This is a genomic window from Ammoniphilus soli (assembly GCF_040813775.1).
Genome location: NZ_JBEGDL010000055.1, coordinates 1 through 25,636, shown reverse-complemented (window position 1 = coordinate 25,636; position 25,636 = coordinate 1). Strand labels below are relative to the sequence as shown.

20 protein-coding genes and 3 pseudogenes are annotated in these 25,636 nt (G+C 40.7%); 13 read left to right on the top strand and 10 right to left on the bottom strand.

What is annotated here, in order from left to right:
* Positions 1-78: 78 nt before the first annotated feature.
* Positions 79-258: pseudogene (locus ABLT31_RS36005) on the top strand (stage V sporulation protein AD); the annotation flags it as partial.
* Positions 259-525: 267 nt separating this feature from the next.
* On the opposite strand, the gene ABLT31_RS36000 reads toward ABLT31_RS36005, so the two are convergent.
* Positions 526-705: a hypothetical protein gene (locus tag ABLT31_RS36000; RefSeq protein WP_367760497.1), complete on the bottom strand. Its 180-nt coding sequence runs from the start codon at positions 703-705 to the stop codon at positions 526-528.
* Positions 706-2,073: 1,368 nt separating this feature from the next.
* Between ABLT31_RS36000 and ABLT31_RS35995 the strand changes: the two genes are divergently transcribed.
* Entirely contained in the window at positions 2,074-2,934 is an 861-nt protein-coding gene (locus tag ABLT31_RS35995) for an alpha/beta hydrolase (RefSeq protein ID WP_367760495.1), read from the top strand.
* Between the two features lie 276 nt (positions 2,935-3,210).
* On the opposite strand, the gene ABLT31_RS35990 is transcribed toward ABLT31_RS35995, so the two are convergent.
* Positions 3,211-3,762 carry a YkoP family protein gene (locus ABLT31_RS35990; protein ID WP_367760493.1) on the bottom strand — a complete coding sequence of 184 codons (552 nt, stop codon included), beginning with the start codon at positions 3,760-3,762 and terminating at the stop codon, positions 3,211-3,213.
* A gap of 285 nt (positions 3,763-4,047) precedes the next feature.
* On the opposite strand from ABLT31_RS35990, the gene ABLT31_RS35985 reads away from it, so the two are divergent.
* Both ABLT31_RS35985 and ABLT31_RS35980 read left to right on the top strand, forming a co-directional pair.
* Positions 4,048-7,524, top strand: a complete 3,477-nt coding sequence (locus ABLT31_RS35985) for a BadF/BadG/BcrA/BcrD ATPase family protein (protein WP_367760492.1) — start codon at positions 4,048-4,050, stop codon at positions 7,522-7,524.
* Between the two features lie 21 nt (positions 7,525-7,545).
* Positions 7,546-9,171, top strand: a complete 1,626-nt coding sequence (locus tag ABLT31_RS35980) for a 2-hydroxyglutaryl-CoA dehydratase (protein WP_367760491.1) — start codon at positions 7,546-7,548, stop codon at positions 9,169-9,171.
* Positions 9,172-9,356: 185 nt separating this feature from the next.
* On the opposite strand, the gene ABLT31_RS35975 is transcribed toward ABLT31_RS35980, so the two are convergent.
* Entirely contained in the window at positions 9,357-9,563 is a 207-nt protein-coding gene (locus tag ABLT31_RS35975) for a DUF1657 domain-containing protein (RefSeq protein ID WP_367760489.1), read from the bottom strand.
* A 988-nt stretch (positions 9,564-10,551) separates the two neighbouring features.
* Here ABLT31_RS35975 and ABLT31_RS35970 point away from each other — a divergent pair.
* On the top strand, positions 10,552-12,090 hold the full coding sequence (locus ABLT31_RS35970) for a polysaccharide deacetylase family protein (RefSeq protein WP_367760487.1): 1,539 nt from the start codon (positions 10,552-10,554) through the stop codon (positions 12,088-12,090).
* 53 nt (positions 12,091-12,143) lie between these two features.
* On the opposite strand, the gene ABLT31_RS35965 is transcribed toward ABLT31_RS35970, so the two are convergent.
* Positions 12,144-12,980 (bottom strand): amidase domain-containing protein, encoded by an 837-nt coding sequence (locus tag ABLT31_RS35965; protein ID WP_462976586.1) that lies wholly within the window; start codon positions 12,978-12,980, stop codon positions 12,144-12,146.
* Positions 12,981-12,992: 12 nt separating this feature from the next.
* Here ABLT31_RS35965 and ABLT31_RS35960 point away from each other — a divergent pair.
* Positions 12,993-13,389: pseudogene (locus tag ABLT31_RS35960) on the top strand (electron transport protein); the annotation flags it as partial.
* A 67-nt stretch (positions 13,390-13,456) separates the two neighbouring features.
* On the opposite strand, the gene ABLT31_RS35955 reads toward ABLT31_RS35960, so the two are convergent.
* Positions 13,457-14,146 (bottom strand): hypothetical protein, encoded by a 690-nt coding sequence (locus tag ABLT31_RS35955; protein WP_367760485.1) that lies wholly within the window; start codon positions 14,144-14,146, stop codon positions 13,457-13,459.
* A 304-nt stretch (positions 14,147-14,450) separates the two neighbouring features.
* Positions 14,451-14,675: a hypothetical protein gene (locus ABLT31_RS35950; RefSeq protein ID WP_367760484.1), complete on the bottom strand. Its 225-nt coding sequence runs from the start codon at positions 14,673-14,675 to the stop codon at positions 14,451-14,453.
* A gap of 1,091 nt (positions 14,676-15,766) precedes the next feature.
* On the opposite strand from ABLT31_RS35950, the gene ABLT31_RS35945 reads away from it, so the two are divergent.
* The 3 genes from ABLT31_RS35945 to ABLT31_RS35935 all read left to right on the top strand — a co-directional run bounded on the left by ABLT31_RS35945 (position 15,767) and on the right by ABLT31_RS35935 (position 18,890).
* A complete protein-coding gene (locus tag ABLT31_RS35945) occupies positions 15,767-17,350 on the top strand; it encodes a glycosyltransferase family protein (RefSeq protein WP_367760483.1) in 1,584 nt (527 codons plus the stop codon).
* 112 nt (positions 17,351-17,462) lie between these two features.
* Positions 17,463-17,750: a hypothetical protein gene (locus ABLT31_RS35940; protein WP_367760481.1), complete on the top strand. Its 288-nt coding sequence runs from the start codon at positions 17,463-17,465 to the stop codon at positions 17,748-17,750.
* 900 nt (positions 17,751-18,650) lie between these two features.
* Positions 18,651-18,890: a hypothetical protein gene (locus ABLT31_RS35935; protein ID WP_367760479.1), complete on the top strand. Its 240-nt coding sequence runs from the start codon at positions 18,651-18,653 to the stop codon at positions 18,888-18,890.
* A gap of 170 nt (positions 18,891-19,060) precedes the next feature.
* On the opposite strand, the gene ABLT31_RS35930 is transcribed toward ABLT31_RS35935, so the two are convergent.
* Positions 19,061-19,291 carry a hypothetical protein gene (locus ABLT31_RS35930; RefSeq protein ID WP_367760477.1) on the bottom strand — a complete coding sequence of 77 codons (231 nt, stop codon included), beginning with the start codon at positions 19,289-19,291 and terminating at the stop codon, positions 19,061-19,063.
* 513 nt (positions 19,292-19,804) lie between these two features.
* Entirely contained in the window at positions 19,805-19,981 is a 177-nt protein-coding gene (locus ABLT31_RS35925; RefSeq protein WP_462976585.1) for a helix-turn-helix domain-containing protein, read from the bottom strand.
* A gap of 755 nt (positions 19,982-20,736) precedes the next feature.
* Here ABLT31_RS35925 and ABLT31_RS35920 point away from each other — a divergent pair.
* Together ABLT31_RS35920 and ABLT31_RS35915 are read left to right on the top strand one after the other, a co-directional pair.
* The gene (locus ABLT31_RS35920; RefSeq protein WP_367760476.1) at positions 20,737-21,108 is read left to right on the top strand and encodes a hypothetical protein; all 372 of its coding nucleotides are present in this window, start codon (positions 20,737-20,739) and stop codon (positions 21,106-21,108) included.
* A 307-nt stretch (positions 21,109-21,415) separates the two neighbouring features.
* The gene (locus ABLT31_RS35915; RefSeq protein WP_367760475.1) at positions 21,416-21,628 is read left to right on the top strand and encodes a hypothetical protein; all 213 of its coding nucleotides are present in this window, start codon (positions 21,416-21,418) and stop codon (positions 21,626-21,628) included.
* A 338-nt stretch (positions 21,629-21,966) separates the two neighbouring features.
* Here ABLT31_RS35915 and ABLT31_RS35910 read toward each other — a convergent pair whose 3' ends face one another.
* Positions 21,967-23,439, bottom strand: coding sequence for a potassium/proton antiporter (locus tag ABLT31_RS35910; protein WP_367760474.1), 1,473 nt, complete (start codon positions 23,437-23,439; stop codon positions 21,967-21,969).
* A gap of 394 nt (positions 23,440-23,833) precedes the next feature.
* Here ABLT31_RS35910 and ABLT31_RS35905 point away from each other — a divergent pair.
* Positions 23,834-24,160, top strand: a pseudogene (locus ABLT31_RS35905) (YnfA family protein).
* A 247-nt stretch (positions 24,161-24,407) separates the two neighbouring features.
* Here ABLT31_RS35905 and ABLT31_RS35900 read toward each other — a convergent pair.
* Complete coding sequence (locus tag ABLT31_RS35900) at positions 24,408-24,845, bottom strand: hypothetical protein (RefSeq protein WP_367760473.1); 438 nt, start codon at positions 24,843-24,845, stop codon at positions 24,408-24,410.
* Between the two features lie 357 nt (positions 24,846-25,202).
* On the opposite strand from ABLT31_RS35900, the gene ABLT31_RS35895 reads away from it, so the two are divergent.
* Positions 25,203-25,349 (top strand): hypothetical protein, encoded by a 147-nt coding sequence (locus tag ABLT31_RS35895; RefSeq protein ID WP_367760471.1) that lies wholly within the window; start codon positions 25,203-25,205, stop codon positions 25,347-25,349.
* Positions 25,350-25,636 lie beyond the last annotated feature (287 nt).

The following is a 25,636-nucleotide window of genomic DNA, read 5'->3' as shown; positions in this document are numbered from 1 at the left end:
CAGGTGTAGTAGGTGGTCCTTTTGAGGCGCAGGGTCCTTTAGCCGAGGACTTCGATATCTTGCACGGAGATACTTGGCGGTTGTGCATGCTCAGCCACGGTCACTTATGGCCATATTTTGAATCGGATGCGAAAAGGGGAATTAAACAGAGTATTGATCGTGGCAACGGGGGCATTGCTGTCGCCGATAAGTTTTCAGCAAAAAGAAAGCATCCCCTGTATCGCTCATGCTGTCGTAATTGAAAATATTCCTTATTAAGTGACAGTTATACACATCTGATTTTGGGGCTCTCTTTATGAAAAATTTAGGAGCAAATGAAACTGAATGTTCGAAATAACAATTGGATGTTTTAGAAGCATATAATTGAAAATATAGTTTTTAAACTCTTTCTTAGGTTTGGAGGTTAATGACCGAAGTTCATCAAAGTTAGCATCACATTCCCAGATAATAACCGTTTAGAACATGTTCTAAACGGTTAAATGATTTTAAATGAAACTTATCACCATCCATGGGGAAGCGTATCCGTTATCGAGTCATAACCATCCGATCTATCTCTGGTTTAACTGGAAATTCCTCCGCAACTCCATTTTCTAATTGAACTCGACGTTGAATACGAATGCTCTTTTTTTTCATTTTTTGTCCATTAGACACAATAGGCTGATCCGTACAAATATTAAGAATGTCTTCCCAATTTGTTAAGCTCATCATTCATTCCTCCCCATGTCATACATAAATTTTGATTTGATCACACCTTAAAAGTATATTTAGTATCCAAGCGTTTATTGCTTTAGAAAGGAAATTAATTTTTTGAAAGTTCTCTATAGGAAAATAACAGGTATGTGCCATTTATGGGGGAGTTCACCATTTGTATGCTATTCTGATTATGATCTAAGCATTGGCATTACCTTACAAAAAAAAAGAGACTCAGTAAGCTTACTGAGTCAATTTGCTGAAGGTATTCTAAAAGTTACAGATGGTGAGCGAAGAAATTAGGAATTTAAAGATTGTTTATTTTATTCGCCCTAGGTTTTATCGGAATAGACCAATGCCCAAACAACAAGCCCGAAAGAACTATTTCTGCAACATTAGATAATAAACATTCGCCGTATATCAATGATATAAGTATTTTTGACTGATCAGGTTGAACATTACCAAAACTAGTACCTAATTTAGCTTAATAAGAGATACGGTAAAAAAACGCGAATTTCGCACACTCAGCCATTTTCACATAAAAAATCCGTTTTCCTACACTAAGGAAGAATATCGGCTTGTTGTTTCCGATTAATGTTAAAAATGATCTAGTAAAAAAGAGGAAGCTAGATAATACAGGTATGTTGTCTTTTTTCATATACGGGTAGCCATGTAAGATCATCACAATATTCCAGACCTCTTATCACTTTCAGCCATCTCATTTATCGGCCTGAATATTTTTGAGCACATTCGGGGGGAAGAGAGATGGATTTTTTCGAAGGTTTATTTGCCTGTAGAATTTCAAGCAAAATCCGTAAAAAGTCCAACATATAGCTGGACTTTTTCTCGGGTCACTTAAGGAAGGGCAACAAGCGTAGGGGTAAAGCTTGTTGCACAAACTTAATTTCTCCAAAACAATATTTATTAACCAAAACATTTTTCTCTTTGACCAGTATTAGAATTAATATGCAACTAAATCCAGAAATCCGTTAGTGTTACATCATCAAGTGTGAAAAAGTGAAACTTCAATTTGTTCACACTCCTCACAAAAAAGATGTATTGCGTTGATATGAACAAGGTGGTCAATATTCTGATGAAAATTAATTATACTAACTATCCTCAAAGGACTTGAATAGCCAGCCTTTTACAGCGGGGTACCCAATATCATTTCACGAAGCGTTTTATACTCCCTTTGACTTACGAACTGAAGTGAAAAGATACAATGAATTTAGCTCAAAAAGATTACCTTAAAATCTTGGCACGAGTACTGCGTATGACTTTGATATATTTTTATACCTGACAAATTTTTTATATCTCATAGTGTAAAAGAACGAGAGGATGGTTAGTTTGTATAAGGTAAAATTTCTCTTTAGGAGGATTCCAATGCATACTGAGTCTTGTCAAACCGGTTTCTATGTGGGAACCCAGGGAATAAACCTATATTATCGTATCTGGATGCCAGAAGCTCCCCGGGCACTTATGATTTTGGTACATGGTGCGGGTGAACATTCCGGTCGATATTCTCACATAGGTGAGGAGTGTTTACGACATCAAATAGCTCTTATTACTCCGGATCTACGGGGTTTTGGTCAATCTGGAGGGCCTCGAGGTCATATCAATCGTTTTCGAGAATACCTGGACGATTTGGAAGGATTAGTAACACTATTACAAGCCCAATATCCTGGAATGCCATTATTTTTATTAGGTCACAGTCTAGGTGGGTTGATTGTGATACGATATGGTCAAAAATACCCTGGTAAGGTAAACGGGGTAATATTGTCATCCCCTGCATTGGGCCCTCGTATTCGCGTTCCTTACCCTCTAAAAAAGTTTGCTGAATTTATTTCATTAATAACTCCCAGTTTATCTGTAGAGCCTATTAAGTGGACCGACACCCTAAGGAAACTGAGTTGGTTAAGACCGATATTGCCTGATAGACCATCTGAAATACTTGCCGACCCTTTGTCTACAATCCAATATACTCCTCGTTGGCTCACAGAATTTTTTCAAAATGGGATCCATGCCTTATCGGAGGCTACCAATTTTCACTTCCCAACTTTGTGCCTTTACGGTCAGCAAGATCCCTTGGTTGACCCTCGCTTAATCCAACAATTTCTTGAGTCGATTACCACAAAGGACAAGTTATATGTAATGTTCTCCGATGGACGTCATAGACCATTGCATGAAGAACATAGCAATCAAGCCATACATAATATTTTTCAATGGTTAATTCCCCGTCTTTGATCAATCTAGTTTGAATCATATCAAAATGAGGGTGAAATAAGCTTTACTATGCAAACCACTCTGCAAATATATTTTAGGGTATTCCATTATATGGAAATAAGCAGCCATACCGTCGATTGTATAGCAGCCAATAGTCGTCAATCATTTAGGTGGGTTTCAGGCAGGATTAATCGGAGTCATAAAAGTAGGGATTGAAAGTATACATAACATAGTTTAAGAAAGGTCTGACGTAAGTCAGGCCTTTTATTTCAAAATATAAATTTATGTTCATAAAGATCATAAGAATCGATCCAATAGTATTTCTTTGGACATGGCAAGATATTTGGGCGTCAAGTTTTCCTTCTTAAACGAATTTAATTTTAGGTTGTGATGACAAACGCAGAACATAGGGATCAAATAAAGTGCTTTTATCCTTTTATAGATCGGATTTGGAATGTCAAGAGAATCAAAGCCTAACCTCTTGACTCCGCGACTTAATAGGGTGATCCCCAAAATTCCTTTAATCCTATCCCTTTCAGGGTGATTAAATACGAACTGAGCCAATCCGGGCAGTGAACGTTCAACCCGATTGTGAACATATAGAGCCCGCTTTACGTCATGATCCATACCCTGCATTTCCTTGATTAGCATACAATTATGTAAATGAATTTTAAGCAGCAGATCCTGAGACTGTATAATCGTGCCATCGCTTAATGAAAGGTTCTGCCCACGATAGGTGAGAAGCCTTACCCTGAAGACGTTTTGTTCCTTCTGATTGACACACTGCAAGCGACTGCAGTGATAATAACATTTATCCAAAAGAGACCACGTGTGAATGATATGATTCATTCCAAAATCCCTCCAATCCTGGATTAGAATTCATCTTTATATAATCCTTTATCTATTTACAGGATTCCCAACCTTTTTGCCTGTATAACTCTATAATTGGCCCTACGCTATAAGGAATCTAGGAGTCTTCCTTGTATGGTTTAGATGTTTAATAAGGTCATTAGGGAATAAATGGAACTGTTTAGGTTAAAATGAATCATAGTTAACAACGTTTATATAGTGGAAAGCAATTTCAGTCCATTCAGGATTTAGCAAATTAACTTAAACGTGTTCTAGGAGGGTCCAGTGGAAAGTATCATTATCGGAATTGACGTCGGTTCAACTACCGTAAAAGCAACCGTGGTTGACCCAGCAAGCAAGAAGATTGTATGGTCCGACTATCAGCGCCACAACACGAAGCAAGCGGAAAACGTGCTCGAATTTTTAGTCCGAATCGGCCATGAATTTGCCAATGTCAAAAAAGAAAATATTCGCGTGTTTATTACCGGTTCAGGAGGCGGGCCGATTGCAGAGCACATCGGCGCCAAGTTTGTGCAAGAAGTCAACGCGGTCACCATGGCGGTCGAAAAACTGCACCCTGATGTCGGCAGTGTAGTGGAGCTAGGGGGACAGGATGCCAAGATCATTATTTTTAAAGAAAATGAAGAAACAGGGGACAAGCAGGCCATCACGTCCATGAACGACAAATGTGCCTCCGGTACCGGTGCCACGATTGACAAGTGCATGATCAAGGTCGGCATGCCCGAACAAGAAGTGGCCAAGCTGGATTTTGATGACACGAAGCTTCATCATGTGGCAGCAAAATGCGGTGTGTTTGCCGAGACGGATATTGTGAATTTAGTCAAAAGCGGTATCCCTTCACCCGAAATCATGTGTTCGCTGGCGGATGCCATAGTGATGCAAAACCTCTCCGTCCTCACTCGCGGGAATACGCTGCGCCATAAGGTATTACTCTTGGGCGGGCCCAATACTTATCTGCCGTTTCTGCAGCAATGCTGGCGAAAGAGGATTCCTGAAGCTTGGGAACAGCGGGGATACCACTACCCGAAAGACATGTCGGTGGAAGAACTGATCTTTGTTCCTGAAAACTCCCAATATTATGCGGCCTATGGCGCTGTCATGTACGGTCTGCATGAACCGGCGGGAGTTGGTGCCTATAAAGGACTGGAAGATTTAAAGACCTTCATTACGCATGGCCGGAAATCGAAGCTAGGAGAGAAGGCCGGGGCTCCATTGGTGAAAAACATCGAGGAATTGCAGGAATTCCGCAGGCAGTACAGTATTCCGAAGTTCACTCCCGCATCTTTTCAGCCGGGACAGGTGGTTCAGGCTGTAGTCGGTATGGACGGGGGTTCCACTTCCTCCAAAGCGGTATTGGTCGATGAGGAAGGCACGATTTTATTGAAGGAATATCAGCTGTCCAAAGGCAACCCGATTCAGGATACAAAGGAGCTTCTGGGGCGCATTTGGGACAAGGTTCATTCCGCGGGAGCCCGGCTGGAAGTGATCGGTTTTGGGGCCACAGGGTATGCCGCCGATGTGCTCGAAAAGACGTTAAAAGCAGATGTCAATGTCGTGGAAACAGTGGCCCATATGATGAGTGCGGTGCATTTTTTCGGGGATGTGGACGTGATTTGCGATATTGGCGGGCAGGACATCAAGGTTCTGTTTATGAAAAACGGGGATATCCGCAACTTCCGCCTATCCAATCAATGTTCAGCAGGCAACGGTATGCTGCTGCAGGCGATGGCGGATCAATTCGGCATCCCGATCCAGGAATATGCCGAAACCGCTTTCAAAGCAGATCTGAGTCCCAAATTTTCGTACGGCTGTGCGGTATTTCTCGATTCCGACCGGGTCAACTTCCAAAAGGAAGGATACGCCAAAGAAGAACTGTTGGCCGGATTGGCTATGGTCCTGCCCAAAAATGTGTGGCAGTATGTGGTGCAAATTCCACGCATGGCGGAGTTGGGCCGGAAATTTGTCCTGCAGGGAGGAACGCAGCATAATCTGGCTGCAGTAAAAGCGCAGGTCGACTATATTAAAGAGCGGGTTCCCGATGCCGAGGTGTTCATCCATCCCCATACAGGCGAAGCGGGAGCCATTGGTGCCGCCATGGAAACCTTGCGTGTGGTGAAGAAGCGCGGCTACTCCACGTTCCTGGGCATGGAGGCGGCTACCGGACTCACCTACCAATCACGCAATGATGAAAGCACCCGCTGCAACTTTTGCCCGAATAATTGCAGCCGCACGTTCATTGATTCGACGACACCGGATGGACAAACCGCTCGTTACATTTCCGGTTTCAGCTGTGAAAAGGGAACGGTCGAAGACAAGGATGCTGTCATTGCCCTTACGCGGGAACGCAACCGGCTGAAAACCCAGTATCCCAATCTGGTCGACTATGAGGCGCGCCGCATGTTCCAGCATTTCTACGATGCGGAGCCTCTCCCCGAGGAAAATCAAGTAATGGAGGATTTGCAGGTCAAGCCAGGGTGGTTCGGTCTCGGCATGAAGCGGGTGAGAGTGCAGCGTCCGATCCAGCGATCTTCTGCGGAAGCCATGGAATGGAGAAAACAGCTGCGCATCGGGATTCCTAAGGTTCTCAATATCTGGTCCACGGCCCCCTTCTGGCGCACGTACTTGGAGACGCTCGGCGTGGATCCGAAGCATATCGTATTCAGCGATAATACGAGTGAGGAAATGTGGCAGGAGGGAGGAAAGTACGGCTCCATCGATCCGTGCTATCCGTCCAAAGTCGCCCAGGCTCATATTCATAATTTGCTGTTCAAGCATCACAAGGAGCATAAGGTTCTTCATGCGATCCTTTTCCCGTGCATTACGCATATCCCGACGCATCTGCACAACGTCATGGATTCCTCCAGCTGTCCGATTGTAGCGGGAGCGCCGAAGGTGATCAAAGCGGCATTCACCAAGGAAACGGACTTTTTCCAGGAGAGAGGGATCCGGTATTTCGATCCTGCGGTGACCTTTACGGAACCGAATCTGCTCAAGAAACAGCTTTTTGAAGCGTTCAAGGATTTCCTGCAGTTTACGGAGGACGAAAGCGATTTTGCCGCGGATCAAGGGTGGAAGGCTTTGGAGCTGTTTGATCAGGAAATGCAGGAAAAAGGCCGGATCATTCTCGAACAGGTCGAAGCGGAAAACCGAATCGCCATTCTGATGATCGGACGGCCGTATCATTCCGATCCGGGCATGAACCATTCGGTGTTGGATGAATTTCAGGTCTTGGGCTATCCGATTCTGTCCATGCGTTCCCTGCCGAAAGATGAAGCGTGGCTGCGCCGGTTTTTCCAGCAGGATCTTGACAGCGGAAGAGTGGAGGCTGCCTTGGAGGTATCCGACGTTTGGCCAGAAAATTTCAGTTCCAACAGCGTGCAGAAGGTGTGGGCCGCCAAGTTTGCCGCCCGCCACCCGAATGTGGCCGTCTTGGATCTGTCCAGCTTTAAATGCGGACACGACGCCCCTACCTACGGGCTGATCGATTCCATCATCTCAACAGCAGGTACTCCGTATTCTGCCCTGCATGATATTGATGCGAACAAGCCGAGCGGCTCGATTAAGATCCGGGTCAAAACTTACGCCCACAGCTTGGGGCTCCATGAGGAACGGCTGGAGGATTTGGCACGGAGAAAGCAGGAGCTTCAGGAGCGGATTGAACAGAAGCGGCTTGAACTGCTCGGCAGGGGACGGCAGGAGCAGCCCGATGAGTATCCCCATCAGAAAGCGATCTCAGAGTAACGGAAAAGGAAGGGAAAAGCGATGGCAAAAGAAGTCAGAGATGAATCGATCGAGCAGGAATTGAAGAGATACCAAGCGGAATGGGAAGCCCGACTGGGCATGGAACAAGCGTCAAGGGAACAGTGGTTTGATCCGGTCCCCCGGCAATTTTTTGCTAAGGATAAAGAGTCCACTACGATCTTATTCGGCGGCCTAACCATGGCTCATGATTATTTGGTGGAGGGAGCATTGTCCGGTTTGGGATATCGAGTCAAGCACCTGGAATGCCCGGATACGGATTCCCTTCGCTACGGCAAGGAATTCGGCAACCGTGGGCAGTGCAACCCGACTTATTTTACAGTCGGCAATTTAATTAAACATTTAACCTATCTCCGTGATGTGGAAGGCAAATCCAAGGAGGAAATTGTCCGCAACTATCTGTTCATCACGAGCGGCTCCTGCGGGCCTTGCCGGTTTGGAACCTACGTGACAGAGTACCGGAAAGCCTTGCGGGATGCCGACTTTGACGGTTTTCGGGTGCTGCTGTTCCAGCAGCAGAGCGGACTCAAGCAAGCAACAGGAGAAGAATCCGCTCTGAAATTGGACAGTTCATTTTTCATTACCTTCTTAAAGGCAGTTCTGATCGGAGACATCTTGAATGCTTTGGGCTACCGGATCCGACCTTATGAAGTGAAGCCCGGTTCCACCGATGCTGCCCTGGAACGCTGCAAACGAATTTTGTATGAAGCTTTTTCCAGACGCCAATCGCTCATGACCGCACTATACCGCTGCCGGAAAGAACTTCAGAGTGTGAAAGTGGACAGGACCCAGGTGAAGCCGAAAGTAAGTATTATTGGGGAGTTCTGGGCGATGACCACGGAGGGCGAAGGGAACTACCAGCTTCAGCGATTTTTGGAAAGCGAGGGCGCCGAGGTGGAAGTTCAATCAGTGACGGCCTGGGCCCTGTTTTTGATTTGGGAAGGGCGATATGACACGATGAAACGGATGCGTTTGCGGGAGGCAGATGGCGGACGGCACGGACTGGAAGGAAAAAATCCGTATAAGAAGTTGTTTATGCTTCACGCTGCTGATCGCATCGTTCGCATCCTATTTCAAACCTATGCAAGAATGATCGGACTCCGGGGATACCACCTGCCGGATATGGATGAGATCGCCAAGACCGCCCACGAGCATTATGATAACCAGTTGCGGGGCGGAGAAGGACATATGGAGGTAGGGAAGCTAATACTCAATGTAGTCAAGCACAAAGTCAATATGACGGTTTCCGTTAAGCCTTTCGGATGTATGCCTTCTTCCGGGGTTTCCGATGGGGTTCAGTCACTGATTACGGAGCGGTATCCGGAAGCCATTTTTCTTCCTATTGAAACGACAGGGGATGGGGCCGTAAATGTCTATAGCCGCATTCAGATGATGCTGTTCAAAGCCAAACAGGCAGCGCAGAAAGAATTTGATGAAGCGATGAGGGTAAAGGGCCTCACTTTTGAACAACTGCAGGAAGGAAAGACAGGCCGTTCAACCATCACGAATCCGTTAAAAATCAGCGGACACCAGGTCGCCTGCACAGCAGCTAATGTCGTTCATCATTTGCACGGAATTTCCAAGCTGAACCCTTTTAAGCGCACAAAAAGGGAATGGAAAGGAATCTAAGAAAAGAGCCCATCGGGTGTCTGAAATCCTGAGACGCCCGATGGATCATCAATCGATAAAATTTAGCTTTTTTTCCGCAAGATCCTTATGGTATATCTAATCGCATACATGATTTGCATAGTGGCCATAAAAAAGGAGAAGGAGTTCCACATCGTTTTAAGCATGTTAAGATTGCCTGCACACCGTTATTGTTGTTGATACTGGGGTTCCTGCTGCTGAACATAAGAAACGCGACTTTGCAGGGTGTTGATGACACTGTCCATCGTTTGCGCCAATTGAGAATACATTTGCTTGGCTTGCTGATCATCTGTATCCAGGGCAAATGATTTTAAATTAGCTTTAACTCCTTCAGCACTGGCCAACGTTTGCTGTAACTTAGTTCCAACGGTCATCTGATTTCCCTCCGTTTTGTGTAGTCATGGTAAAGGACCATTTGATAATATGCACATGGATTGACGATTTTAGGGATGGAATAATTAGGTGGTAACCCCATATAGTGGTGATTTATGTTGGTCGTTTAAAAGGAACGAAAATATGGTAGAAAATCGAGAAAATATCTTCCGTTAGCAGAATTATTTATGTGTATTCTTGCAAGAGCAAAATATGCATTGTGGAGAGTAGGGGTGGTCATCACTGATCCACCCCTACTCTCTTTGTTGTTCCGCTAAACCAGTATTCAATAACTGCGCTTTAAAGAGGGGTAACTAATCTGAACAAAAAAGGACCTCCAGATGCAGCCCGAAGTTATAAAATAATAGATCCCCGTTCCATGGACTTCGCATGGGGAAGTGAACAGAAACCATGTCACATTGTCTATTTTTTAAATGCTGAGTTATTTGGTTCCAGATTCTTCTAGAATTAACACTCCGTACTAGAGCAAGGACTACAATGCTAAGACCGACAATCCAAAGTAAGGTCATAAAATTATTGCTTTGTTTATTTGTCATAGGTTGTAGAATTTGTTGCCATTTGTTGTTTCTACCTCTTGTGTACCTATCAATGGCTAAACTAATGGCTTGCATGAATAACGAAATCAAGCTTGTCGCATATGATTCCACCTCCACTTTAACGTAACCTTCTCAAGTGATGAGCCCTCCGTTAAATTTCTTTTGAAACCACAGAAATAACATGCTGCACAATGGAAGAATTCTTATCTCCGGAAATAAATGTAGAGTGTGAAAAGGGATTATTACATCCTTTCACATTTTTCTGGTTAAATAAATTTGAAAACCGATGGTGGGAATTGGGACCGTCCATGCAAAATGAATTCACGAATAAAGCTTATTGAGTTAAAAAGTGTATCTTCATGTCCCTTTCTTCAAAAAATGATTATGGAAGCATATGGACTCTCTATAGATGAATCAGGAGGCAGGGGACACGATGAAGCGGATAGGGCTTCTTTTCTTTTTGATGGTTGTTATCCTACAAGCATGTAACGGAGATCGTGCAGATCAAAAAATCCAGAAAGAGAAGAAACAGGTTCAAAAATCGAAGGAAGAAAAGACAAAGGAAATCAAGTACACACGTGAAGAGCTGCGCCAAGGGATTGAAAAACTTGCCAGGGATTATGGTCTTTCTGTAGAGGAAAAGAACAACGAAGGTTCCTACTCATCGGAGGAATTGGAGAAAAATATCGAAGAGCTGGCTGACGAATATAATAGGAGTTCGAAAGACCCACAAGTAGAGGAAGAACCCTCTGTTGAACAGAAAGAATTCGCGGAAAAATTACGGAAATTAGCTCAACGCTATAACCTGGAATGGAATGAATCGCCAAAGCAAGGAGAAGCCTCCTCACCAATGGTAGAGCAGAACCAGAACCACGAGGTCTCACAGAAGAATAAAAACCTGGAGAAAAAAGTTAAGGAGAGACCACAGCCTCATCCATTAAATCAGAGGAATACCTCTTCCCAAAAAACAATAGAAAAAAAGGCCAATGAAGCTGAGCGTGGAAATCACAAAAAAGAAGAACTTCAAACAGAGCGAATTGCCAGAGGGGGAAGTACAGAAGAAGAAGCGAAGGAACCTACTAAACTTAAGCAACCGGTGCCGGAGGTCACTCACCCTCAACCCACTGAACCACCAACGGTTATTGAAGGAGCGCCAAAGCTTGCTGATTCGGAAACAAAAGATGAGAATTTATTAGACAACATTTATCATATCGCTCCAAAGAAAAAAGAGCAGGACGATGGAAAAAGGGAGTATAAAAATGATTCTATTCTCTTAGATCTAAGTAACGTTGAACCAAGGATTAGGCAGGACCGACGGAAAAATACGACGTTAACCTTTACTGAATTGAAGAAGAAATATCCGAAATCGTTTTTCACACGAGGAGAACAGGGAAAGGAGCGGATCGCTTTAACGTTTGATGATGGACCGGATCTGACGTATACTCCTCAGATCCTCAATATTCTTCGCGAGAGTGACGTTAATGCGACATTTTTCCTTATCGGTGAAAGAGCGGAGGCTCACCCCCATATCGTAAAACAGATCATTCAAGAAGGTCACGAAGTGGGAATACATTCCTATAAGCATTTGTATCTTCCAAAATTAGACGAATCCAGCTTTGAACAGCAGATTCAGCGGATGGAGGGAATTCTTCGCTCCTTAGGTGCTGACACCAAACTTTTTCGTCCACCGTTCGGATCGATTAATGATAGACAGGCAGAATTTGTTATACAAAAGGGCTATAAAATTGTTCATTGGGATGTTGATTCACAGGATTGGAAAGGAGGTTTAAACAAAAAGAAAATTGCGGACAATGTTCTCGGATTTGTTCATCCCAGTTCCATCATCCTGTTCCACAGTGCAGGAGGAATAGGGATCGAATTATCTGGAACCGTGGAAGCTCTGCCCCAAATCATAGAACAGCTGAAAGAAAAGGACATGACCTTTGTCAAAGTTTCCGAGTTGTTAAAATAACGGAATTTCCATAAGAAAAGAGCACTCCTTGGATGAAAGTGCTCTTTTGTTTGTTAATCCTTAATCTGAATAAGCCAAAACTTGGTCTTATTGTCCCAGCCAATATCCCAAGGCATACGGTAACGATCCCAGGTATAGGAATTGACCAGCAGATAGCCATGATCGTCTGTTCCGACTACAATCGAAAAATGGTCAAGATCACCCTTCATCTCGTAACCGATCAGATCCCCAGGCTTCAATTCGTGGATCGCTCCCTTGGGAAAGGAGGGAGTCGGTTTGGTAACATCCTCAAAATACCCGCTGGCAATCAACTGCCCATATCCGCCATAAAGTAGAAAATCTTTAAACGAATCTGTTCGAATCCACGATACCGTACCTCCCGATTGCGGTGAAAAATGCCAATTGGGCAGCATCTGAAGACCTCCACCTTCGATCGGATCACCGATCACCTGTGAGGCGAAATTTGTGCAATCTCCCCCTTCATCGGTATAATCCCTATACCTATCATTATATTGATTACGGTTCCCCGCCCCCCAGGCCGAACCTGCATATTTATTCGCGTAAATAACGGCACGCTTCCGATTATAACGCCCATTCGACTGAACTGGAGTAACTTGAACTGATGGTTCACGATTCGCCTCTGAAAGCTTATCCATATACGTTTTGACGGATGTTACTGGAATCATCTCAGGATTTTCCTCCATGGGATCCGAATAGGTTTCACGAAATACATACCATTTTTCATTTTCTTTTTTGAGCCGGATCTTATGCCGGGTTCCAGCACCGAAATGCTGGCGGGGATAATTTTTAAAATCATACAAGTAAGCTAAGCGGATAGAGTGGGTTAAGAAGGGCAGGTAAAGGTTGGTATCAGTTGTGCAGCCTGTCATGCTACGGTCGACCCGGATTCCTTTACGCTTGTCGACCCCCATATGGCTGGAGTGGGTTTGCTATGGCAGGAACCCTTTCAGGGTCTAAGTGTATTTAGCCAAAATGTTCACTCCCAAAATACGGGTTCACTTTCTCAGGCTGAAGCAAGTCCGTTTTTATTTGGGATAGATAAAGAGGTTTTCCTCGGAACCATACTTCAAAATGCTGCTCATGCTGAATTTCGTTACGACCTGGAGAGTGGTCAAAAGCCATCCGATTTTATTGAATCGGTTGAACCTACTCCTGAGAGTGCCTGGTATCAATCCGTTAATCAAGCCACCGACCTACCCCAAAATATCCTTGACTGCACCCGACGGTCTCTTCGTTAGCTCCCCTGGTCATTCGGTAGGAGAACAGACAAATGCGATGTTTCAACAACCCGTGACTAACTATGTCACGGGTTGCTTGAAATGATTTACCCTATCTGGATTCCTTATTAATTGACATACAAGCTGTTAGCAATACGGATAGATTCAGTTATATTTGCCTTGGTGAATATACTATATGTATTTCCGTCTTCTGATACCCATTGAATATAAATACGTGGATAAGCTACGTACACCTTTCCTTTCTTTGCATTCAAAGAGCTCAACCCATCGTTTTTATTTGTTGCTTCGATTAATTCTTTACTTAATTCCAATGCCTCAATTGAGGAAGCTACAACTTTATATCTCCAAGCATCCCGTTCCCAATAGTATTCGACTCCGCTTGGGTGGGCTAGGATAAATACGTTTCCTATTTTAACTTTAACAACATTTCTAGGTTTTTCTAGCGGTTGAAAAATATCGGAGTTTTGACCCGAAACACTTCCCCATTTGTTAGCTTCGGAATCATTTGGCGGTTGACTGAGGCGGGGGTCATTCACCGGATAAGGTTGTGACGTGGCTGTAACTGTTACAGCGTAAGAATTTTCGCTTACTTCATATGTAATGCCAGGATACTTAAATGAGGTCCGCGGCGAAATGGGTGGCCAGTATCTCGGTAAAAGCACAGGAAAATTGGTTTTTGATTTTAGTTCATTTGATATAAGCTTAAAAATGTCGTATAGCTTTTCAGCACTTATACTCTGACCAACCCCGAAGCTTACAAGTAATACGAGGATGAGTGCTAGGTCCTTTCTCTTCAACGTTTGTAAACCTCCTAAGGTTGTTACAGTTAGTTTTCCCGTCTTCTTTTTCAACTTATCACATTTATGTGCACAGTCTCAAAATGCAGGATAAAACGACGATAGAAGTAATAAAGTAAAATCAAAAGAGAGGGTTACCCCTCTTTAGAATGATTAAATATGGTGGGTACCCGCATAGGTGGTTCCCAATACGGTTGGTTGGAATATTTGCGCAATCGTGCCCATTGGCATAGCAGGAACTTCATAGTATCCTCTAGCATTCATAAGTTGCCATACTTACACCATTCTGAGTTACTGGCACTCATCATATGTAAATGGGATCTACACATTCGTTTGCCCATAGCATCCCAAACATGAATTCTTTATCAGCATTTAATATAATGGTTCCAATCGTCATGTCGTTTAAACGTCTTGCCTTCGGGTTGGAACAGTTCTGGATATAAATTGCGTGCAAATCAATATCTGCGGCTAATTTGCGCAATAGTTCCGTTGTTTCCAATAATTCGTGAGCAACCCACTTTCTAGACATTTAAATGATCTTTCCAAGGTAAAAAGTGGTTGATTAATGAACCATGAATTATTATGTTTCACAAACTACTTTTTTATCCGGTGTCCGGACCAAGATACATCGCTGGCCGGATTGCCCTAAAAAAAGAAACGACCGATTTCGTGACGTTTCTTTCCTAAAAGAGGATAAACACCCTTAACAAAAACTAGCATCATACAAAGAACCGCTATTCCTGAAAGGTTAGCGGTTCGTTACACACCTCGAGTGAAAAACCGTTGAAAGGTCTAGGGAGTTTAAGGTGTGTCTTATTTTGTCCAGAATTGGCTAAAAAGCAGGGTGTTTAATAAAAACGTAACCAATTGTCCTGTTTCATTTTAAAGGTAAAAGATGAGGATCATAAAGAGACTAAAAAGAAGGTTGAAAGTTAAATTGAAAAAGATTCGCGCCAAAAGTTTGAGAAAATAGACGAATGGGATTTAGATCCCTCTTCCAGCGATGACAAGTCCATCGAAATCGAAATGACACAAGATGATGTTATTCGTATCCCTTTTATTGAAGAAGATAATAGGGGAGTTGGATTAAATCACACGAGTGGAATTCAACCAAAAGATAGAAAATAAGGCGGAATTGAATACGCTCAATACCAAGGTGTAGAACATCTGAGAGGGAGTTGATTTTTTGTCCCACTATTGCCCTTATGTAACGGTATGCAATCTGTGGAAAATAGCTGCTCCAAATGTGGTCATCTTATGACCGATTTCGGAAGATTAATGGGATTTTAATGGTTGGGATCCTTACAGCCCATATTTACCGATTGATACGATGAAAAAATACGATGGTATACCTGATGATTTTAAAAATCATCAATGTCCGCTTGTGTTTGTTTGTAAAAATTGTGGCCATTTTTTTCAGCAAATCTTTAATGAGATTAGTGTCTAAATTTTCAACTGCCACCTTCTCTGTAAGGTGGTTTTCCTTTGTAGACCATTGGGTTCCAAACAAATTTCTTAGGAACGATAGTCGGTTTTCGTTGACCAATTGGTGTATAAAACCATTTTATGGTAAAATATTTCGATCATTGATTTTGTTTATTCTAGAGAGGATTTGATCTAGTGGAAGCGACACCTCAAATCAAAAAGGATGAGAAAGGAGAGAGTTTAGTAATCATCTTTTTTATTCTTGTTTATTTTGTAGTTCTTGTTCGAACGGCATGGATCTCCGATGACGCTTATATATCGTTCAGAACTATAGATAATTTTATCAATGGTTATGGGCTAACTTTTAATATTGGAGAAAGAGTACAATCCTTTACGAATCCATTATGGGTATTGATCCTTGCTTTTTTTTATTCCTTTACCAATGAAATTTTTAATACGAGTCTACTAATCAGTATGATCATTTCTCTTGTAGCCGTAAGTCTCTATGCGTTTAAACTTTCCAAAACACCGTTAGTCTCCGTTTTTGGTGTAACTGTATTGATGTTGTCAAAAGCATTCATAGATTATTCGACATCAGGATTAGAAAATCCAATGAACCACCTGCTCATTGTCCTTTTCTTTTCAATTTATTTCATAACGAAAAAAAATATTCAAAAATGGTTCTTTTTGACTCTGATCGCAAGCCTATGTATGGTCAATCGAATGGATACGATATTACTTTTCTTGCCTGCTTTAACGTTTTACTTTTTCGAGGGATTAAGAAGTCATTTTAATATTAAGTTTTTCATTAAGAAAGCGGTAATAGGTTTACTAGGATTTATTCCTTTTATGGTTTGGGAACTATTTTCTCTTGTTTATTACGGCTTTCCTTTTCCTAACACAGCATATGCAAAACTAAATACAGGCATATCAAGCATTGAATATATTCTACAAGGTGTTTTTTACTTTTTTAATTCAATGGACGTAGATCCTATAACCCCATTTATTATTATCATTGGTATCTGTTTCCCTTTTATAATAAGAGATAAAAGGTTATATCCCGTTTCCATAGGTGTCATTTTCTATGTAATTTATACGATCAAAGTTGGTGGCGACTTTATGAGTGGGAGGTTTCTGGCTGCTCCTTTGCTCTGTTCAGTCATTGCCTTAAGTTTCCTTCAAATTTCACTCCACAGATATCAATTTGTATTTATTTTATCGATTGTAGTTCTCTTGGGTTTTGTTTCTCCTTACCCTACCTTATTGAGTAACTCAAAGTATGGACTTGATCGCTCTTTTAAGGAACTAGTTGACCATCGAGGGATAGCTGATGAAAGAGGTGTATATTACCCCCATTCAGGTTTCCTGCGCCAGAGCAGAACAAATGAGATGCCTAATTTTAGAACCATTTCAACGGCTTTAGAAGATCGAGCCAGTGGAAAAAAAGTGACCGTGGTCAGGATGTTAGGGTTCTATAGTTTTTTTGTTGGTCCCCATGTACATGTGATCGATCAACTCGCTCTTTCCGATCCGTTATTGGCCAGACTGCCAATGGATAAATCCAAAAAATGGAGAATTGGACATTTTAATCGTACTATTCCTGATGGATATATAGAGACAATCGAAAAAGGGGAAATTTTAATCAAGGATCCTGATGTGGCAGCCTATTACGAAAAATTGTCGATGGTCATTCGTGGGGAGATCTTAGATACCTCTCGATTTAAGGAGATATGGAATTTCAATACTGGTAAATATAATTCACTAGTTCTTCCTAAATAATGGCAACGCGATTCCCAGTCCAACAATTAAGGATGTAGATCGATGTTAGATAAGCATTCTTCTTGGCCCAATCGAGTTTTGTTCAACGGGATACTTTAACATAGGGAATACTATGAACAAAGGAGGTGTTATCGATGAACATTATGGAAGGAATGCATTCTGCACGTTTAGAGCAGGTCAAGACCCGAATAATAACGATAGGGAAAAGAAGGAAAGGAAGAAGAGGGAAGATGTTAATTGTTTTAAGGAACCTAAAAAATGGATCGTAAAAATGTTATGGGTTTTAGACCCAAAAAAGAACCAGTTTGCTAACAACCGGTTCTTTTGTTTTGCTATTCATTGCTCAAAAATGAAGGGAGTTCCATTTATGTCTCAATCCTACGTTGTGTATGCCAAATAACCTTCCTAATTTTGGTGAAAGGTTTTTCATTTGACAACACCTATTTATTACTACTGGAAATATCGAAAGTCTGAATTAACGGTTAATTATTCATAGAAAGGGAGATGAACCATGCCAGATTTAACACCGAGGTTAGGATTAAAAAACCGTTAGGAAATGAAAATGTAAAAAGACAAGCGAATAATGAGAATTTATAAATCCTCGATCAAACGGTAGCGAGGAAAGCTGACCTTGATGAAACCAACCAACAACTTAGCAGTTTGTTAGAAGTTTTATCCGATTATAAAGCTGAATCAACAAGTCACATCCCTACCGCTTTCTAAGAGGGAAGAAGGGAACCAGAAAGACACAACAGCGGGTGTGCAAGTAAAAGCTGATGCTGTATTAACCTATTTATTCATAAAACCGCCGGTTAAATAGGTACGGTGATATTTTTTTATCAAAAGCATTTGTTATTTTTAATTACGCAAAATGCGTCTTTGCGAAAGTAAAGTGGATTAATAATACAATCAAATATATTACTAGATAATCCTACTAAAGAGGGATTCTTCTTTGTTTGTATCCCATTTGGTGCTCGATGAAATAAATTATAAGACTGATAAATAAATTGTAAGACCTTAAAAACCAAGAAAGCTAATACTGAAATTAAGCTAACGGACCGAATACTACTATAACTAGATAGATATAGGACATTTAAGCTTGTGCAGCCTAGGATGATCGTGATTTGTCGTAAAAAGACGAAAAGATGTATGCGAAAGACAGGTAAACTGTTGTTTGCGATTGGTTAAACTTTTAAGTATAGAAATATTCCATAGAAGCCTAACAAGGGCTCCCGTTAGACTTTCTACTTTTATCTATAAGTGGGTGTTCTAATTGCTATTTGTTCTAATCTGTTGGGTAATGGGGATTGTTCTTGGTCGTTATATCGTTGAATTCATCCAATGGGTTGGTTGGAAAAAGCCATGGCAACGTGTTCTTTATTCCTTGACCCTTCTTATTCCTCTAATTGGTTTGACGATGCAAGGATATGTATTGAATGAAGTAGAAAGAGTAGCACTCATTATTATGCTATCGACCGCTTGGTATCGGACTTGGAAAGCTTTTGCTGATGAGAAAGAAAACAACATGGCGAAAGGTTAGCCCCTCTGTTAAAATCATCTGAATGGATTTTGAAACCGCATATATGTCTAAAATCGCTTATAAGAAATTATATGGTAATAATAAACCCGTAATAATAATAATTGACCCCCTTAGCCCGCCGATGACCTGGCGGCTCTATTTTTTGTTAGGGTTTTTGTCTCTGTTTCTCTCTATCTATTCAAAAACGGGTAAATCAATTCGAATAGTTTAACGTACTGGTGATTCGATCCATAGTACCATTCGCCATCCTCCGCGACATATGCAGACCAGCCCTCTTTCCCGATGTGATAGGTAACCTTGTCTTTGTAAGTCAAAGAAACAGCGTGTTCACTTTCCCCCGTCTTCCTAAATCCCTTGTTAGACAAAAGTAAATCGACTGTTTCCTGCTGGATATTCCGCATTTAAGTTCCTCCTCTTATTGTCATTTCGCATAGACACGGGCTTATACTTTATTGATACATAGGCACTTTCCAGTGATTCGCATCAACGACAAACAAACGGGTCTTTCGGTTCCGCTCTATATTCGCATAGCTGCTGGGCATCTCCCAGCTGCTTCTTGATCTTGTCTACCTGTCACCACTTTTCCATTAACTCACCTTGAAACAGGAAATGTACGTTCTGTATTTTAACATAATAAGACCCCTAGTAGTCTATCAACGGTTAACATGCATTGGAAAGTATGGATCTATTCATATTTCAAGGCGCTGCGGGACTCCTTAAGGGACACGTAGCCCTTTAGTAGATGGAAATCCTTTTGACCTATAGTACCGGTTTTAAAATGGAAGTGATCGAGGATTTGAAATCTGCAGATGAAGATCATGAAGAAATTATGTAAAATAGTTGGAGTAGGTTTCATTTGCACCATCACCAATTGGACTTCTTTTAAACTGTTAGTTTAACACTCTGTACAACAATTAGATATACCCATGTTCCTTTAGCTTCTTTAACCAAACTTTTATTGTTCTAGCGTTTCTGCCAAAATGATTTGTCATTTCATCTATAGAAGGTCTGACAAAATCCCTGTCTTTAAGATATAACCACATGAGGTATTCACTTTTTCCTAAATTTCTTATAATCTCTGTGCCAATCATTTAAAACCCTCTATATATCAGATTTTTGTGTGTAGTTATTCTCTAAATGTGTAATTCGTTCATTTATCAATTGAACTTGTCTATAAAGAATGATACGCAATTCCCAGGCTACCCCTTTATCCATCACATGATTTTTTTATTTGTTCTTTCTTGTGTATCAAACTTTCTATGCTAAAGATTGAATTGGTTTCGATGAGGAATCTTCCATCAATCAATCCCACCTTACATTCTTTTGATAAATTATACCATTTTATTAAATAAGGTATTAATGTTGCTATTACATAGGTGTAAACGACATATAAATGAAAGATAATTAAAAATCGTACACAATGAAGCTTTACCATATCCTTATGTAGATCGAAAAAATCTTAACAAAACAATCACTTATGTTATAGGTAAGCGGAAATATAAAGGATAGAATACGATTAATTAAACTACAAAATTTGATATAACTAGTATCATCATAACTTGTCTCCCTTTCATAAACATGATTCGATTTCAGAAATGCGATCCAACGTTATCAATTCATCATTAAACCTTGAAAATATAAAGGTCAGAAAAATCATATAAAATAGTCAAAAGAAGAGTAGAGTCCTTGAAAATACTAGATTTGTTAGCACCTGAAGGACAAGATTTAGGAGGGCATGATGAGTCATCTAACGCATGAAAATCTCGTCGTTAAATTCACTCAGTATTTAAAAGAGGAAAAAAAGTCCGATTCGACCATTCGGATGTATCTACACGAAGTCTAAAAGTTGGAACGCCTTCTGCAAGAGACAGGGGGAGATCTGAGCTACCCCACGCGACACGATGTCCAAGCCTATATTTATCAATTGGTAGAGGAAGGGAGGAAACCGGCGACCATCGATCGGATTTATTCCACCATCTGTGTGTGGGCTCGCTTCTTAGGTATCCCTTTGATTGTCGAGAAGATTGATAAACCTAAGAAGTCGAGCATTAAACATATTCGACCGAAATCCTTGGACCGGAAGAAGAGGAACCTATTTCTTCATGATTTAGAACGGGATGGAGATTTAAGGAATATAGCCATTGGTTATCTCTTGTTGTTTGGTGGCTTGCGAGTAGATGAATGTGTATCTTTAAACCGATTCGATGTCTTATCTTAAGTACAGTTGCAAAATTGGTCAGGTACTGACCAATTAATATTGTATTTGAACCGAGAGCGACTGAGCTGCTGCCATCACTTTTCTTTTTTCTTACTGAGCTAACGGGCAGCATTCCTGTAATAACTTTTGTTAACGCAGAAAGGTTTCAATGGGTAAATATAAGCCAATTTGCACCTTCTACTTTTCTTGGTAGTTATTGAATCAGCGATATACCATTCAGAGCATAATAATCCTATATTTCCTTCGGCATTGAACATACGACTTGTGATTATTAATCTTTTGAACCCGACTATTTTGGGGGGATTGGATGGGAAAGAATGAAACAAGAAAAACAATGAGGTTCTGGATATTCTCGGGTATAGCTGCTATCCTTGCTTCCCAGTTACCATTCATGTTAAAAAAGGATGACCAAGAGGATAATCAAAGACAACGAAAGAAAACAGCTCAGTGGGTGATGTTACTAGTAGGAGCGATTTTTCTTGGGGTCATATTATTTTGGACGCTGAACTTATTAGGATAATGGATCTCCTGTAATCCAGCATCTGCCCTTTGTTCGAGCCATTATGATAAAAATAAAGCTGAGAAACAACAAGAAGGAATTTCCCTTTGTAAATAAAACTTTGGTTAATAAATTAAATATAAGCCGTCCATATTAAAAAGGTGCTTTAAGCACAATAAATTTACCTTTTTAGTGTTTATTGTGCTAAACGGGGATCGATTGTTTAGGAGCAGTGTGCCATGGCTGCTCTTTTTACGTTGCGCAACTAAAGGGAGTTTAGTTTAATAAAACATCGACCACCAATATGCTAACCCAGAATACTAAAAGAACTCGTTCCCATAAGAGACGAGTTCTTTTAATTATCCTGTTTCAGTTTCTACTTTTGCTTCACTTTTAGTTAGAAAAATTCTTTTTACATTTTCTCGTTGGGGCTTTGGTGTGAGGATATATAAAATATCTCCTTCTGCTAATTTGGTTGTACCCCTTGGCGTAATTACTTTATCATCTCGGACAACAGCTGTAATTAAGGAGTCTTGTGGAAGATTTAGCTGATAAACTTCTTTATTTAGGGCTTCTGTTCCTTCCTTAATGCGGACTTCAATAATCTCTGAATTTGTTTTTCCTACAGAAACTAATTCCAAACTATGTGGTGATGTGATTTTTTCTCCCTCTGATAAACCGAGTTTTTTAGCGAGTGGAGAAATCGTCGCACCTTGCACTAGAGCTGAAGTAAATACAACGAAGAAAACAACATTAAATAAGAGCTGACTATTTTCTAAACCAGCTATCATCGGGTAGGTAGCCAGTACAATAGGAACTGCCCCTTTAAGACCAGACCATGAAATAAAGACCTTATCCTTAAAAGTAAAGCCAAATTTGATTGTACTCAGAAATACGCCAAGAGGTCGCGCAATAAACATGAGCAATAGAGATAAAGCAATTCCTTGCCATACAATCTCAAATAATTGATGAGGGAAAACTAATAAGCCTAAAAGAATAAACATCAAGATTTGCATCATCCAAGCAAATCCCTCATTAAATCTGAATATGGAATGGCGGAAGGTCAAGTCCGAATTCCCCATAAAAACAGCCATGACATAAACGGCTAGAAATCCGCTTCCATTCAATAAAGCTGTTGAACTATACGTTAAAATAGCAAAAGCTAAGGCAAGGACAGGATATAACCCAGAGGAATCCAGATTTATTCTATTGATACTCCACACGGAAAGTTTCCCCATTGCAAGTCCCATGAGTAAACCAAACCCCATTTGCCAGAAAAAAGAAAAGATAATTCCGAAAGGACTAGATTCAGGAGTTTGGATTAACTGTATGAGTGAAATGGTAAGGAAAACAGCCATCGGGTCATTGGTTCCTGATTCTGCTTCTAGGGTCGATGATAGTTTTCGCTTGATATTTTGGTTCCCTATAACAGCAAAAACCGCAGCGGCATCGGTTGAACCAACGATAGCACCAAATAGCAAGCCTTCTAACCAGCTAACATCAAGTATAAACTTTGCAAGTGCACCAATGATTACCGCCGTTAACAATACACCTACGGTTGCTAACGAGAAGGAAGGACGTATAACAGGTTTAACCTCATTCCACTTCGTTTGCATACCCCCTTCAAAGAGGATGACGATGAGGGCTAATATACCAAACAATTGGGTTAAAAAAGCATTGTCATAATAAATAAACTTACTTAGAATCATCCCAACAACTATATAAAGAACAAGGGATGGAAGCCCTAATCGAGAAGAAAATTTAGTGGTTAATACTCCTACAACAAGCAGGAATGAAAATAGAAAGATTGAGCTATCGGTTGTCAGTTCCATTTAAGCCCCCTTTTCCCCTGAAATAGGAACTATGATGTAGTTTCTATATTATTATATCATTACCAAGTCAAGTTTTTCCAAAGCGTGACACATAATGTCCCCGTAATTTAGTGAAATCATAAATTCCTATCAACACCATTCGTGCAATACCAAAAATACCAACTATGATTAATTTATGTTCCATGTTTCAATTCTTCTTCCTTTCTAAACACATAATGTGGCATGATGATTGGAAATGTCCTTACTGTAATCATGATTTAGGAACTGTCCCCTCCGTCAAGAAAGGAAAAATAGTAATGAAAAAGGGTCAATTTAAGTTCTTGAAATAAAGTTTACATCGAATACATGGAGATATATCCCTGACAGAGACAATGGATAAGGAGGTTATTACCAAATTCTTTATGCGATTATATTATTCATACTAGCCGGTTTAGCTGAAATTGGTGGAGGTTATCTGGTTTGGCTTTGGTTAAGAGAATCGAAACCAATGTGGTACGGTGCTTTAGGTGGATTCATCCTTGTGCTATAAGGAATCATCCCTACGTTCCAGAGTTTCCCAGCCTTTGGGAGAGTATACGCTGCCTATGGTGGAGTATTTGTTGTTCTTGTCGTCTTTTGGGGTTGGTGGGTAGATAAGAAAACACCAGATATGTATGACTGGATTGGTGCTGTTATATGCGTTGTAGGTGTTTCTATTATACTATGGGCACCAAGAAATTAGGATAAACCCTTAACCAATAGTAGGGGTTTTTATTCAGCTAACGGGAATCGATAGTGAAACAAACATGGCGTAGAAAAATCTACGTCTTTTTTGTTATTCTCCGACTCTGTATCCCAATAGGGTAGACCCGATGGTGTTGTTGTTCAGCTACACAGCAATGTTAAACTAATTTGTATTTTCAACACAAGAGAAGGGATGCTGTGGCATAAACATCCCCTAAATTAAACTTCGGATGTGGAACATTGAGTTATCTTGCTTTTTCTTTACTGCGAAGCAGTTTCTTGAAATCGACTTCTAATTCCCTATCTTTCTCGTTAGGTTTAATAAGTACGCCTTCTTGCCATAACTGATAACCATATATCACAATGGCCATAGCTAATGATGTAAAGAAAATATGCCAACTTGTATAGTTAACTAGACGGTATAAACCAACCCACTCAAAAAAAGCATTAAAGGGGAAGGAAAGAAGGAGGTCCATAACTATGTTTGCTCCAAGGTAAAGCCAAAACTTCCTAAAGGTCAAGTGAAAAATCCATATTGTTCCTACCAATAAAGATCCATAAGCAAAAGGGGGTTCAACGAAGAGTGACGGAAATAACTTGGTTTTAAACTCCCACCATTTAAAGGTATAGGCAAGTTCAGTCCATACAGTGACTAACAACGCAGTAAATAAAGCAACTGGCATGTAACGTTTAAGGCTAACCTTATTTAGAAAGAATAGGGATAACCAAGGTACAATAAATATGCCTCAAAGAAGTAACAGTTTCATTGGATTAGGTTCTCCTTTCATAAGTTTGATGTCCTTACAAGAAGGATTACCTAATCCACAAAAAAAGACCTTTTCATTGAAAAGGTCTTTTTTGTCATTCAAGATGAATACTTACACTATTTGGAGTGGTTTTTCCTCCTGTTGCTGTGCTAACGGGAGTTATGTGGAATAACCCAGATCTGATGAAAGTACGATCTTACATATTGTTCTGTTAATTGGAAAAATTAACCCATCAACGTACATATCAACGTTAAGTACACGGGGGTGAAAAGATTGAAAGTTCATGCTCGACTAGTGATTGATGCAGAACCAGAGGTTAAGGAAATGGTAAACCAAATAAAACATGCAACTGGAAAGTCCATCAAAGAAATCGTTGAAACGCTGATCCGTCAGGAATATCAACGGTTGGATACTAATTAAGTAGTTGGAAACATGCAGAATGTATTTGACACCATTAAAAGTTTAATCTCCGAACACTTGATTAATGAACCTAATATCCTCTGCATACAGGGGAAGTAATGAATATTTGGACTTTTTATACTTATGTGAATCTAAACGCTTCTGTCAGATGGCGTTAAATCATACTTCTGATATAGAACTTGCTCATTTTCTTGAAGATGTGATTTATGGAATGGAAGATAAAATGCTTGTAAAGTAATGTTAAAGAAGGAATTACTAATTGTTTTAAGAAATAGATAATAAGGGAA

Excerpts from the sequence above, each read along its gene's own strand:
- ABLT31_RS35980 (WP_367760491.1), top strand. The coding sequence starts at position 7,546 with ATGGCAAAAGAAGTCAGAGATGAATCGATCGAGCAGGAATTGAAGAGA.
- ABLT31_RS35940 (WP_367760481.1), top strand. The coding sequence starts at position 17,463 with ATGAACAAAGGAGGTGTTATCGATGAACATTATGGAAGGAATGCATTC.
- ABLT31_RS35990 (WP_367760493.1), bottom strand. The coding sequence starts at position 3,762 with ATGAATCATATCATTCACACGTGGTCTCTTTTGGATAAATGTTATTAT.
- ABLT31_RS35925 (WP_462976585.1), bottom strand. The coding sequence starts at position 19,981 with ATGATTGGCACAGAGATTATAAGAAATTTAGGAAAAAGTGAATACCTC.
- ABLT31_RS35915 (WP_367760475.1), top strand. The coding sequence starts at position 21,416 with ATGGGAAAGAATGAAACAAGAAAAACAATGAGGTTCTGGATATTCTCG.
- ABLT31_RS35965 (WP_462976586.1), bottom strand. The coding sequence starts at position 12,980 with ATGACAGGCTGCACAACTGATACCAACCTTTACCTGCCCTTCTTAACC.
- ABLT31_RS35950 (WP_367760484.1), bottom strand. The coding sequence starts at position 14,675 with ATGTCTAGAAAGTGGGTTGCTCACGAATTATTGGAAACAACGGAACTA.
- ABLT31_RS35910 (WP_367760474.1), bottom strand. The coding sequence starts at position 23,439 with ATGGAACTGACAACCGATAGCTCAATCTTTCTATTTTCATTCCTGCTT.
- ABLT31_RS35930 (WP_367760477.1), bottom strand. The coding sequence starts at position 19,291 with ATGCGGAATATCCAGCAGGAAACAGTCGATTTACTTTTGTCTAACAAG.
- ABLT31_RS36000 (WP_367760497.1), bottom strand. The coding sequence starts at position 705 with ATGAGCTTAACAAATTGGGAAGACATTCTTAATATTTGTACGGATCAG.
- ABLT31_RS35900 (WP_367760473.1), bottom strand. The coding sequence starts at position 24,845 with ATGCCAGTTGCTTTATTTACTGCGTTGTTAGTCACTGTATGGACTGAA.
- ABLT31_RS35935 (WP_367760479.1), top strand. The coding sequence starts at position 18,651 with ATGGGGATTGTTCTTGGTCGTTATATCGTTGAATTCATCCAATGGGTT.
- ABLT31_RS35975 (WP_367760489.1), bottom strand. The coding sequence starts at position 9,563 with ATGACCGTTGGAACTAAGTTACAGCAAACGTTGGCCAGTGCTGAAGGA.
- ABLT31_RS35970 (WP_367760487.1), top strand. The coding sequence starts at position 10,552 with ATGAAGCGGATAGGGCTTCTTTTCTTTTTGATGGTTGTTATCCTACAA.
- ABLT31_RS35995 (WP_367760495.1), top strand. The coding sequence starts at position 2,074 with ATGCATACTGAGTCTTGTCAAACCGGTTTCTATGTGGGAACCCAGGGA.